The sequence below is a fragment of the Pseudomonas sp. PWP3-1b2 genome (genome assembly GCF_049896045.1).
GTDB classification, from domain to species: Bacteria; Pseudomonadota; Gammaproteobacteria; order Pseudomonadales; family Pseudomonadaceae; genus Aquipseudomonas; species Aquipseudomonas antarctica_B.
This window is the reverse complement of record NZ_JAFCTN010000006.1, coordinates 70,398-82,943: the sequence shown is the minus strand read 5'-3', so window position 1 is coordinate 82,943 and position 12,546 is coordinate 70,398. Positions and strand designations below refer to the sequence as shown.

The following is a 12,546-nucleotide window of genomic DNA, read 5'->3' as shown; positions in this document are numbered from 1 at the left end:
GCGATAGCCTCACTGCGGTGTGACTGACATACCGAGGTGTTTGCATCGCAGGCAAGCCAGCTCCCACACAAGCCTGGCTCTCACAGGGTATTGCGGTGGGTTTAGGCTTTTTGCCAGACCTTGGGTTTGAAAAACAGGGTCTCGCCACGGGCCAGGCCGGTCAGGCTGTCGTGGTCTTTTACCACTTCAGCTTCGATCAGCTCGCTTTGGCCTTCCACTTTCAGGGTCACGCGGGTAGTAGCGCCCAGCGGGCGAATATCGCGCACTTCTGCCGCGTGGTGGTCTTCCAGTTCATGGCGCGACAACGACACTTCATGAGGCCGGAACAGCAGGTGCTTGTCCTCCCCCAAGTGCAGGCGGTTTGAATCACCAAGGAAGTGGTAAACAAAATCGCTCGCCGGGTTTTCGTAGACGTCGCCCGGTGAACCGATCTGCTCGATCACGCCCTTGTTCATCACCACGATCCGGTCGGCGACTTCCATGGCTTCTTCCTGGTCGTGGGTCACGAACACCGAGGTCAGGTTGATGTCTTCGTGCAGGCGCGCCAGCCAGCGGCGCAGTTCTTTACGCACCTTGGCGTCGAGGGCGCCGAACGGCTCATCGAGCAACAGCACTTTGGGCTCGACCGCCAATGCGCGGGCCAGGGCAATGCGTTGGCGCTGGCCACCGGAGAGTTGTTCCGGGTAGCGATCCGATAGCCAATCGAGTTGCACCATGTTCAGCAGTTCGTGAACCTTGCCCGCGATCTGGGTTTCAGTCGGGCGCTGGTTTTTCGGCTTCATGCGCAGGCCAAAAGCGACGTTATCGAACACCGTCATGTGGCGAAACAGAGCGTAGTGCTGGAACACAAAACCGACGTTGCGATCCCGTACATCGTGCCCGGAGACGTCTTCACCGTGGAACACGATGCTGCCGTCATCCGGGGTTTCCAGGCCGGCAATAATGCGCAGCAAGGTGGTCTTGCCGCAGCCGGACGGGCCGAGCAACGCCACCAGCTCGCCACTCTGGATGTCCAGATTGATGCTGTTCAGGGCCTTGAAGGCGTTGAAATTCTTGCTGACATTACGGACTTCAATCGACATGACTTATTCCTCACCGGCACTTTTGCGCAGGCGGTTGATACGGTTCTCGCTCCACTGCTTGAGCAGCAGGATGAAGAGCGCCAGGATCAGCAACAGGCTCGCCACCGCAAACGCGGCAACGTGGTTGTATTCGTTGTAGAGAATCTCGACGTGCAGCGGCAGCGTGTTGGTGACGCCGCGAATGTGGCCAGACACCACCGACACCGCACCGAACTCACCCATGGCCCGCGCAGTACACAGCACCACGCCGTAGATCAGGCCCCATTTGATATTCGGCACGGTCACGTACCAGAACATCTGCCAGCCATTGGCGCCGAGCAGGCGCGCGGCCTCCTCTTCCTGGGTGCCCTGCTCCTGCATCAGCGGGATCAGTTCACGGGCGACAAAGGGCACCGTCACGAAGATGGTCGCCAGCACGATGCCGGGCAAGGCAAACACGATCTGGATGTCATGTTCCTGCAACCACGGGCCGAAGAAGCCCTGGGCGCCGAACATCAGCACATAGACCAAACCTGCGATCACCGGCGATACCGAGAATGGCAGGTCGATCAGCGTGACCAAAATGCTTTTGCCACGGAACGAGTACTTGCTCACGCACCAGGCGGCGCTGACGCCGAACACCACGTTGAGCGGCACCGAAATCGCCACGGCGATCACCGTGAGTTTCAGCGCCGACAGCGCGTCCGGCTCGAGGATCGCGGTGAAGAATGCGCCGAGGCCGTTCTTCAAGCCCTGAGACACCACGATAAACAGCGGCAGCAACAGGAACAGCGCGAACACCAGCCAGCCAAGGCCGATCAGGATGCGTCGCGACACTGCGCTGCCACGACGGGCAGCGTTGGCCGAGGACGCGGCGGAAATAGACGATTGGGACATGTTCCGCGCCTCCTTATGGACGTTCGATGCGCCGCTGCAACAAGTTGATCAGCAGCAGCAAAACAAAGGAAACCACCAGCATCAGCACGCCGATGGACGTGGCGCCGCGGTAGTCGTATTGGTCGAGCTTGACCATGATCAGCAGCGGCAGGATCTCGGTTTTCATCGGCATGTTGCCGGCGATGAAAATCACCGAGCCGTACTCACCGACGCCACGGGCAAACGCCAGGGCGAAACCGGTCAACCAGGCGGGCAGCAATGCGGGCACGAGGATGTAGCGGAACACCTGCAACGGCTTGGCGCCCAGGCATGCGGCGGCTTCTTCAACTTCCCGAGGGATGTCGGCCAGCACCGGCTGCACCGTGCGCACCACGAATGGCAGCGTGACGAAGGTCAGCGCCAGAGTGATGCCCAACGGGGTGTAGGCGATTTTGAAGCCCAGGTCTGCGGCGAACTGGCCGACCAGCCCGTTAGGCGTGTACAGCGCGGTCAGCGCGATACCGGCAACGGCGGTGGGCAGGGCAAACGGCAGGTCGATCATCGCGTCGATGATCTTGCGGCCGGGGAAGGTGTAGCGCACCAGCACCCAGGCCAACAGCGTACCGATCACGCCGTTGATCAAGGCGGCGTACAGCGCGGTGCTGAAGCTCAGTTTCAACGCCGCCAGCACACGCGGTGCGGAGATGATGGCCCAGAACTGATCCCAGGTGAGTTGAGCGGCGTGTACAAACATCGCCGCCAGCGGGATGAGTACGATCAGGCTGAGGTACACCACGGTGTAGCCCAGCGTCAGCCCGAAGCCGGGTATGACGGGGGAGATACGACGCGACATAAGAGTCCTTGGTTAAAGGGTAGAAACCACTGTAGAAGCGCGCTTTCTGTGGGACCTGGCTTTTCTGTGGGAGCTGGCTTGCCTGCGATGCAGACACCTCGGTGTGTCAGTCATACCGAGGTGATGCTATCGCAGGCAAGCCAGCTCCCACACATGCCCGGCGCCTGCAGAAAATCAGGCTCCTACAGGTACTTTGGCTTACTGCGCGGTGTAAATCTGGTCGAACACGCCGCCGTCGTTAAAGAATTTCGGTTGGGCAGTTTTCCAGCCGCCGAAGTCTTTGTCGATAGTCACCAGGTCCAGTTTCGGGAACTGTTGGGCGTATTTGGCGGCGACCGCTGCATCGCGTGGGCGGTAGAAGTTTTTCGCCGCAATCTCCTGGCCAGCCGGGCTGTACAGGTGTTTCAGGTATTCGGTGGCGATTTCGGTGTTGCCCTTTTTCTCGGCGTTTTTGTCGACCACGGCCACCGGCGGCTCCGCGAGGATCGACAGGGAAGGCACGACGATGTCGAACTTGTCGGCACCGCCGTCTTCTTTCACGGCCAGGAAGGCTTCGTTTTCCCAGGCCAGCAACACGTCACCCTGACCGTTGTTGACGAAGGTAATGGTCGAACCACGCGCGCCGGTGTCGAGGATCGGCACGTGCTTGAACAACTCTTTTACGTATTCCTGAGCCTTGGCTTCGCTGCCACCGGCTTTGAGGCCGTAGGCCCAGGCGGCGAGGAAATTCCAGCGCGCACCGCCGGAGGTTTTCGGGTTCGGGGTGATCACGGACACGTCTTTCTTGATCAGGTCGCCCCAATCCTTGATGCCTTTGGGGTTGCCCTTGCGCACCAGGAACACGATGGTCGAGGTGTATGGAGTGCTGGCATCCGGCAGGCGGGCTTGCCAGTTTTCCGGCAGGGTCTTGCCCAATTTGGCAATTTCGTCGATGTCGCCGGCCAGGGCCAGGGTCACCACGTCGGCGCGCAGGCCGTCGATGACCGCACGACCTTGCTTGCCCGAACCACCGTGGGATTGCTGGATCTTGACGTTGTCGCCCGGGTGGGACTGTTTCCAGAAGCTGGTGAACTCAGCGTTGTAGTCCTGGTACAGCTCACGGGTAGGGTCGTACGAGACGTTGAGCAACTCGTAGTCCTTGGCAACGGCGGAACCGGCAAACACGGCACTGGCCAGTGCGGCCAGGGCGTAACGGCGAATCGACGACATAGAAGGCTCCTGAGAATTCTGGGGTGTTGGCTTTTTCTTATAGTTGCGGGTCCAGCATGCGAATCGCCGGTGGTGCTTAAGCCGGTTTGTTGCCGGGGTTCTGCAAACGAAATTTTTCTTTGCGTTCGATCTGTACCACTTGGGCGTTGTGCACAGTAATTTCCACCGCGCCAAACCGCAGATCGCGCAGGGCGCTCTGGATCTCACGCAAAATGGCTGCTTCGTCCTGGCCGTCGACGCTCCGTAGAGATGCGCTCATGGTCTCGCTCCTGAAATGAATAGTGCCTCGCAGTGGCGGCACTGCTTGCGGCGTGAGGGCGATAGTAGATAAGCGCGGATATTCTTAAAAATACTATTTAAGAATGTTTATATAACCAGAAAGAATTTTCTGGCAGGGCGTGGGGTTGCGAGCGGGATGTTGTGTGCTAACACCGAAATAAAGCCTTGAGAACATCCAAATGTGGGAGCTGGCTTGCCTGCGATAGCAGTGTGTCAGCTAGTACATCCATCACTGAGCTACCGCTATCGCAGGCAAGCCAGCTCCCACATTTTGAGTGCATTTCAATTCTGGATTAGAGGGGCTCGTTCCCAGTCGATCTCCGTGGCCGGCACCGGCCTGCCAAACCAATACCCCTGCCCCATGTCGCATTCCTGATCAGACAAGAACTGCGCCTGCTCCACTTGCTCGATCCCCTCGGCGTGTACCTGCATGCCCATGCTTTTCGCCAGGGCGATGACCACGCGCACAATCGCCGCGTCATCTTCATCCCACGGCAGCCCGGCGACAAAACCCTGATCGATCTTGAGCTTCTGCACCGGCAAACGCTTGAGGCGCAGCAGCGAGGAATAGCCGGTGCCAAAGTCGTCGATGGCCAGGCGCAAGCCCAGCTCACGCAAACGATACAGTTGCTCCAGGGCGACTTCCGGGTCCTCCATCACTGCGCTTTCGGTGACTTCCAGCTCAAGGAATGCCGGGTCAAGGCCGCTGGCGTGCAACACTTGGGCGACTTGCTCATACAGCTCGCGACGAGCAAACAGGCGGCTGGACACATTCACCGCAATAAAACTTAGCGGCGCGCCGTCGGCCAGCCATTGGCACATCTGGCGACAGGCCTGGTCCATCACCCAGGCGTCGATGTCGGCGATCAGCCCGGTGCGTTCGGCGATGGGAATAAATTCCCCCGGTGGCACCAGCCCGCGCTCCGGGTGCTGCCAGCGCACCAGCGCTTCGACGCCGATCAGCCGGCTGCCTTTGAGGTCGTGCACCGGCTGGTAGTAAACGCGCAGCTCTCTCTGGTCGAGGGCGCGGCGCAATTCACCGGCGATTTCCACACGGTGCTGGGCGTGGGCGGTCAGCTCTTCGGTGTACAGCGCGTAGCCTTCGCGGCCAACACTCTTGGCCTTGAACAACGCTGAGTCGGCGTTACGCAGCAGCTGTTCGGCGCTCAGTGCATCACTGGGAAACAGGCTGATGCCGATGCTGGCGCTGATAAACAGTTGGTGGCCTTCAAAGATAAACGGCAATTTCATTGCCTCGAGTACACGTTGCGCCAGGGCGGCGGCCTGCACCACCTGTGGACAACTTTCTGCCAGCACCGCGAATTCGTCACCGCCCAGGCGCGCCAGGGTGACGCCGGGGCCAAACAGGCCTTTCAAACGCTCGCCCACCACCTTGAGCAACTGGTCGCCAACGTTGTGGCCCAGGCTGTCGTTGATGATTTTGAAGTGGTCCAGGTCGAGTAACAGCAAGGCACAGCCGCGCTTGTGCACTTGCGCCGAGGCCAGCGCCTGCTTGGCGCGGTCGGTGAACAACAGGCGATTGGGCAGGTCGGTCAGCGGGTCGTGATGGGCGAGGTGCGCCAGTTCGTGCTCGGAATCCTTGATGGCGCTGATGTCAGAGAACACGGCGACGTAATGGCTGATGGTGCCCGCCTCGTCGTGGATCACGCGCAGGGTTTGCCACTGTGGATAAATTTCGCCGCTTTTACGCCGGTTCCAGATTTCGCCGCTCCATTCGCCGGTTTTATCCAGCGTCTGGAACATCTGTTGATAGAAACTCGACGAATGGCGCCCTGATTTGAACAGGCTGGGGCGCTCGCCCATGACGTCTTCGCAGCTGTAGCCCGTGATGGCCATGAACGCACGGTTAACGTGCACGATCAGCCCCTGGGCGTCGGTGACGAGCACGCCTTCGCGGGTGCTGTCGAACACGGCGGCCGCCTGCTGCAGGCGCTCGCGGTTTTCTTTCAGAGGTTGTTGCAATGGGTGAGCACGGGCAAAACGGGCGCAGATCAGGTAAATCGCCAACGCGCTCAAGGTGACCCACACATAGCCGCGCACCTGCAGCCAGCGGCTCAACTCCTTCGGGTCATCAAGAAAGTTGATTAATAAATGGTGGCTGAGTTGAAGCCACACAATGGACACCAGCAGGTAGACCAGCCCTGCACGCAGGGCACCTCGGTACGAAAACAGCATATGGTCAGTAATCCTTACCCAAAAAACAAAATCGCCCTACAAAGGCTGCGGATTATAGAATAAGAAACATCCAGTCACTCCTATCTGAAAGAGCGGCTGGTTTTCTCTGTTGGCTTAGTGATAATGCGTGAGCTGTCTTTTTCTTTATCTGAGGGCCATACAGCCTATGTGGTACAACGGTTTTCTTGACCTGTCAGCCTGGCAACTGGTTGCAGTCACGCTGTTGATGACCCACGTGACCATTGTTGGGGTCACCGTCTATCTGCACCGTTATTCAGCCCATCGCTCCCTGGAGCTCAATGCCGGCCTGAAACACTTCTTCCGCTTCTGGCTGTGGCTGACCACGGCGCAGAACACCCGCGAGTGGACTGCCATCCACCGCAAGCATCACGCCAAGTGCGAAACCGTCGATGACCCGCACAGCCCGGTCGTCAAAGGCCTTTCCACCGTGCTGCGCAAAGGCGCCGAGCTGTACCGCGCCGAAGCCGAAAACCCCGAGACCCTGCGCATCTACGGCAAAAACTGCCCGGACGACTGGATCGAACGCAACATCTACACGCCCTACCCGTTGCTGGGCGTGGCGATCATGGGCGTCATCGACCTGATGCTGTTCGGCACCATCGGCATCACCATCTGGGCGATCCAGATGATGTGGATTCCGTTCTGGGCCGCGGGCGTGATCAACGGCCTGGGCCACGCGGTCGGCTATCGCAACTTCGAATGCCGTGACGCGGCGACCAACCTGGTGCCGTGGGGCATCATTGTTGGCGGCGAAGAGCTGCACAACAACCACCACACCTACCCCAACTCCGCCAAATTGTCGGTGAAGAAATGGGAATTCGACCTCGGGTGGGCATGGATCAAAGTGTTCAGCTTCTTGCGCCTGGCCAAGGTGCAGCGCGTCGCTCCCATCGCGCATCGCGTTGAAGGCAAGGGCCATCTGGACATGGACACTGCGATGGCGATCCTCAACAACCGCTTCCAGATCATGGCCCAGTACCGCAAGTTGGTCATCGGCCCACTGGTCAAGCAAGAGCTGGAAAAGGTCGATCATTCGGTGCGCCACCAGTTCCACCGCGCCAAGCGCCTGCTGTCGCGTGAAACCAGCCTGCTGGATGACCGCCACCACGTGCGCATCCAGAGCATGCTGGAGCACAGCCACGCTCTGAAGGTGATTTACGAGAAGCGCCTGGCCTTGCAACAAATCTGGCTCAAGACCAGCTCCAATGGTCACGACATGCTGGCTGCGATCAAGGAGTGGGTACACGAGGCAGAGGCCAGCGGCATTCAGTCACTGCGCGATTTTGCCCATCAATTGAAGACCTATTCGCTGCGTCCTGCGACGGTTTGAGCGGCTGATTACAGCCCTCATGTGGTGAGCGGGCTTGGCCCGCGTAGGGCTGCGGAGCAGCCCCAATACCTGCGCCCCAGAGCTGTCTGACCACCCAGGGTGAGACGTTTGGGGCGGCTTCGCAGCCCAACGCGGGGCAAGCCCGCTCACCACAGTATTTGGCGCGCCACTGGTTTCTGACGTCATTTCTTAGTCAGCCCAATCACGGAACTTCACCGCAATTCCCCTCTCTCAATGAACACTTCGCCATCATGGTGGCCCTTGTAGTGACCGCTGTTCCATCCTGCGGCGCGCCCAGAGAGAGTTGTGCCGATGGTTCACGAAAAGCCCTGCTTATCCGACGTTCCCACTGCCGAGCATCCCCGCCCGGCAGCGGCGGCGACCCTGCTGGCGCTGATGCACGCCCAGGGTGAAGTCGAGCGGCTGAGTGAGCGCGAGCAACTGCTGAGTTCGTTGCTGATCAGCGTGAATGCCGTGATGTGGGCCATCGATTGGGAAACGCGTCGCGTGCTGTACGTCAGCCCTGCCTATGAACGTGTGTTTGGCCGTTCGGCGGGTTTATTGCTGGCCGACCACCGTGAATGGCGCAACAGCATTCACCCCGAAGACCTCGACTACGCCGAGCACAGCCTGGCCCGCGTGCTGGAAAAAGGCGCCGTGGAAGACCGTGAATACCGCATTATCACCGCCGATGGGCAGATACGCTGGCTGAGCGACAAGTGCTACATCAGCCAGCAAGTTGAACCCGGTGAGCCGGTGATCGTGGTCGGCATGGCCGAAGACATCACCGACAAGAAGCAGATGGAGCTTGAACTGCATCGATTGGCGACCACCGACGTGCTGACCCAAAGCAGCAACCGCCGACACTTTTTCGAATGCGCCAACCAGGCGTTCGACAGCGCATGCGTGCAAGGCGGGCCGCTGGCGTTCCTGTTGCTGGACATCGATGACTTCAAGGAAGTCAACGACACCTACGGCCACCTGGAGGGCGATCAGGTGTTACGGCGTATCGCCGAGAGCGGCCGCAGCGTACTGCGCCGTGGCGACCTGTTCGGGCGCATTGGCGGCGAAGAGTTCGCCGCCGTACTGCCCGGTTGCGCGCCGGAGATGGCATTGCAAGTGGCCGAACGCCTCGGCAAGGAAATCCAGGCGCTGAATTTCAGCTACGAAGGCCGGGAGTTCACCGTGACCGTCAGCCAGGGTCTGGCCAGCCTGCGCGAAGAAGACTCGACCCTGGACAGCCTCTTCGCACGGGCCGATGCGGCCATGTATGAGGCCAAACGCCTGGGCAAGAACCGCGTGATAGCAGCCTGAAGCCAACCCCCTTTTAAGCACCAGCCCTTTCAAGGTCTTTGGAAACCGGCCATTCCTGGCCGATACCCGCCCGATGAGGCCAAACACTATCCCTGTGGCGAGCGGGCTTGTCCCGCGTTGGGTTGCGAAGCGACCCTAAAAGGAGGAATGCGGTGAGCCAGGCACTCTTCGGCTGCTGTTTTTGGGGCTGCTTCGCAACCCAACGCGGGACGAGCCCGCTCGCCACAGAGTACTTATCGCCTGTTCTGCCTAAAGACCTTGAGAGGGCGAACTTTAAGCACTCAAAGCCAGCTCCCACATTCAATTCTCGTTGCACACCAGGAGACTGAATGTGTTGCATCGGGCACAAAAAAACCCGCCGAAGCGGGTTTTTTTCTCTCGATAGGTTCAGCGCCGCTTACAGCTCGGAGAAGCACTCTTCGATGATCGCCAAGCCTTTGTCCAACTGCTCGTCCGGCGAGGTCAGCGGGACCAGTACGCGCAACACGTTGCCGTAGGTGCCGCAGCTCAAGAGGATCAGGCCCTTGTCACGCGCCTTGGCCACCACGGAAGCGACGGCAGCAGCGTTAGGCTTGTGCTTGTCGCCACCTTCGAACAGCTCGACCGCGATCATCGCGCCCAGGGCACGCACTTCGCCGATCACCGGGTACTTGGCCTGGATAGCCTTGAGGCCGGTCACCAGACGCTCGCCAACCGCTTTGCAGCGATCCAGCAGGTGCTCTTCTTCAAACACTTCCATCACGGCCAACGCCGCGGCGCAGGCGATCGGGCTACCGGCGTAAGTGCCGCCTAGGCCGCCTGGGGCGATGGCGTCCATGTATTCGGCCTTGCCGCACACACCGGCCAGCGGGAAGCCGCCTGCGATGGATTTGGCGAAGGTGGTCAGGTCGGCGGCAACGCCCATCTGTTCCATGGCGAAGAAGGTACCGGTACGGCCGGCGCCGGTTTGCACTTCGTCGGCGATCAGCAGGATGCCGTGCTTGTCGCACAGTTCGCGCAGGCGCTTCATGAAGGATTTAGGCGCGACGTAGAAACCGCCCTCGCCCTGCACCGGCTCGATGATGATGGCAGCGATGTCACGCGGCTCGGCATCATTCTTGAAAATGCGTTCGATGCTGGCGATGGAATCGTCATCGCTCACACCGTGCAGTTCGTTCGGGAACAATGCACGGAACACGCCGCCTGGCATCAGGCCCATGCCGGCCGAATAAGGCACGACTTTACCGGTCAGGCCCAGGGTCATCATGGTGCGGCCGTGGTAGGCGCCGGTGAACGCGATCACGCCAGCACGGCCAGTGGCGGCGCGGGCGATTTTCACGGCGTTTTCGACAGCTTCGGAACCGGTGGTGACCAGCAGGGTTTTCTTGGCGAAATCACCCGGGACCTTGGCGTTAACTTTTTCGCACAGTTCCACGTAAGGCTCGTACGCCAGCACCTGGAAGCAAGTGTGGGTCAACTTGTTCAGCTGCTCGGTCACGGCCGCGATGATCTTCGGGTGCACGTGGCCGGTGTTCAGCACGGCGATACCGCCGGCGAAGTCGATGAACTCGCGACCTTCAACGTCGGTCACGGTGGCGTTCTTCGCGGATTCGGCGAAGATTGGGTGAATCTGGCCAACACCGCGCGGTACAGCGGCTTCGCGGCGTTTCATCAGGGAAGCGTTGGTTTTGCTCATAAAGTCCTCATTCGCCACTCATCGGGTGGCGGGGTCCAAGGAATACGTGGCGGGGAGGAAACTGCGGCAGCATGCGATGATCGACTGCCACAGCTTTCCCGGCCACTACGAATAACGTCTTGAAACACGCAAAGGGTCAGCGCTCTCGTGCCCTCTGCGTCTGCTGCAATCTCTTCCCGGACTTACCCCTTACAGAGCTTAGATGCCCAGGCAGAGGTATTTGATTTCCAGGTAATCCTCGATCCCGTACTTGGAGCCTTCACGGCCCAGGCCCGAGGCCTTGATGCCGCCGAACGGCGCCACTTCGTTGGAGATCAACCCGGTGTTCACGCCAACCATGCCGTATTCCAGCGCTTCAGCCACACGGAACACACGGCCCAGGTCGCGGGCGTAGAAGTAGGAAGCCAGGCCGAACTCGGTGTCGTTGGACATCGCGATCACTTCGGCTTCGTCTTTGAAGCGGAACAACGGCGCCAACGGGCCGAAGGTTTCTTCCTTGGCGACTGCAGCGTCTTTCGGCACGTCGACCAGGATGGTCGGCTCGAAGAAGTTACCGTCAATGACCTTGCCGCCGGCCAACAGCTTGGCGCCTTTGCTCAAGGCATCAGCAATGTGCTCCTGAACCTTGGCCACGGCTTTTTCGTCGATCAGCGGGCCGGTGGTGGTGCCGTCCTCCAGACCGTTGCCGATCTTGAGTTTGGCCACGGCCACCTTAAGTTTTTCGGCAAACGCGTCGTACACCGAATCCTGAATGTACAGACGGTTGGCGCAAACGCAGGTCTGGCCGTTGTTGCGGTACTTGGAAATGATGGCGCCTTCGACGGCCTTATCCAGGTCGGCGTCGTCAAACACGATAAACGGCGCGTTGCCGCCCAGCTCCAGGGAGACTTTCTTGATGTCCTTGGCGCATTCGGCCATCAACTGGCGACCGATTTCGGTCGAACCGGTGAAGGACAATTTGCGCACGATCGGGTTGCCTGTCAGCTCGCTGCCGATGTCGCCGGCACTGCCGGACACCACGCTGAACACACCGTTTGGAATACCGGCACGCTGCGCCAGCTCAGCCAGGGCGAAAGCGGAAAACGGCGTTTGCGACGCAGGCTTCAAGACCATGGTGCAACCGGCGGCCAACGCAGGGCCGGCTTTACGGGTGATCATCGCGGCTGGGAAGTTCCACGGGGTGATCGCTGCGGTCACGCCAATCGGTTGCTTGATCACGATCAGGCGCTTGTCCGGCTGGTGGCCAGGAATCACATCACCGTAAACACGCTTGGCTTCTTCGGCGAACCACTCGATAAACGAAGCCGCGTAGACGATTTCGCCCTTGGCTTCAGCCAGAGGCTTGCCTTGCTCCAGGGTCATCAGGCGGGCCAGGTCATCCTGGTTCTCGATGATCAGTTCGAACCAGCGACGCAGCTTGTTCGCGCGGTCCTTGGCGGTCAGTGCACGCCAGGCCGGCAGGGCTTTGTCGGCGGCTTCAATGGCGCGGCGAGTTTCAGCGGCGCCCATCTTCGGCACGGTGCCGAGAATTTCGCCCGTGGCAGGGTTGTTGACCTTGATGGTTTGACCGTTGTCCGCATCCACCCAAGCGCCATCGATAAAGGCTTGCTGGCGGAACAACTGGGCATCTTTAAGCTGCATGTCGGCTTTCCTTAACAGCACCGCGCGCACGCGGAGCGAATTAGAGTTGTTGAAAGGCGCCTTGTGGGCTGCCGTCAGGGAAATCAGCCTC

Annotated in this window: 10 protein-coding genes; 2 read left to right on the top strand and 8 right to left on the bottom strand. The window is 60.0% G+C overall.

The genetic code is table 11. The features are described 5' to 3' along the window. Positions 1 to 101 precede the first annotated feature (101 nt). From ACP7A2_RS06010 to dibA, 6 genes are all read right to left on the bottom strand, one after another. Positions 102 to 1,082 carry a sulfate/molybdate ABC transporter ATP-binding protein gene (locus ACP7A2_RS06010; protein ID WP_426133483.1) on the bottom strand — a complete coding sequence of 327 codons (981 nt, stop codon included), beginning with the start codon at positions 1,080 to 1,082 and terminating at the stop codon, positions 102 to 104. A gap of 3 nt (positions 1,083 to 1,085) precedes the next feature. Next, the gene (gene cysW, locus ACP7A2_RS06005; RefSeq protein ID WP_426133482.1) at positions 1,086 to 1,958 is read right to left on the bottom strand and encodes a sulfate ABC transporter permease subunit CysW; all 873 of its coding nucleotides are present in this window, start codon (positions 1,956 to 1,958) and stop codon (positions 1,086 to 1,088) included. Between the two features lie 13 nt (positions 1,959 to 1,971). Next, positions 1,972 to 2,790, bottom strand: a complete 819-nt coding sequence (gene cysT, locus ACP7A2_RS06000) for a sulfate ABC transporter permease subunit CysT (RefSeq protein WP_426133481.1) — start codon at positions 2,788 to 2,790, stop codon at positions 1,972 to 1,974. A 198-nt stretch (positions 2,791 to 2,988) separates the two neighbouring features. Further along, entirely contained in the window at positions 2,989 to 3,999 is a 1,011-nt protein-coding gene (locus ACP7A2_RS05995; protein WP_426133480.1) for a sulfate ABC transporter substrate-binding protein, read from the bottom strand. A gap of 76 nt (positions 4,000 to 4,075) precedes the next feature. Further along, entirely contained in the window at positions 4,076 to 4,258 is a 183-nt protein-coding gene (gene oscA / locus ACP7A2_RS05990; protein WP_010565387.1) for a sulfur starvation response protein OscA, read from the bottom strand. Between the two features lie 302 nt (positions 4,259 to 4,560). Beyond that, positions 4,561 to 6,474 carry a phosphodiesterase DibA gene (dibA, locus tag ACP7A2_RS05985; protein WP_426133479.1) on the bottom strand — a complete coding sequence of 638 codons (1,914 nt, stop codon included), beginning with the start codon at positions 6,472 to 6,474 and terminating at the stop codon, positions 4,561 to 4,563. Between the two features lie 166 nt (positions 6,475 to 6,640). Between dibA and desA the strand changes: the two genes are divergently transcribed. After that, positions 6,641 to 7,825 (top strand): delta-9 fatty acid desaturase DesA, encoded by a 1,185-nt coding sequence (gene desA / locus ACP7A2_RS05980; protein WP_426133478.1) that lies wholly within the window; start codon positions 6,641 to 6,643, stop codon positions 7,823 to 7,825. Positions 7,826 to 8,137: 312 nt separating this feature from the next. Continuing rightward, positions 8,138 to 9,139: a sensor domain-containing diguanylate cyclase gene (locus tag ACP7A2_RS05975; protein WP_426133477.1), complete on the top strand. Its 1,002-nt coding sequence runs from the start codon at positions 8,138 to 8,140 to the stop codon at positions 9,137 to 9,139. Between the two features lie 397 nt (positions 9,140 to 9,536). On the opposite strand, the gene gabT is transcribed toward ACP7A2_RS05975, so the two are convergent. Then, entirely contained in the window at positions 9,537 to 10,814 is a 1,278-nt protein-coding gene (gene gabT, locus ACP7A2_RS05970) for a 4-aminobutyrate--2-oxoglutarate transaminase (RefSeq protein WP_110622919.1), read from the bottom strand. Positions 10,815 to 11,012: 198 nt separating this feature from the next. Then, positions 11,013 to 12,455 (bottom strand): NADP-dependent succinate-semialdehyde dehydrogenase, encoded by a 1,443-nt coding sequence (gabD, locus tag ACP7A2_RS05965; RefSeq protein WP_375070439.1) that lies wholly within the window; start codon positions 12,453 to 12,455, stop codon positions 11,013 to 11,015. Positions 12,456 to 12,546 lie beyond the last annotated feature (91 nt).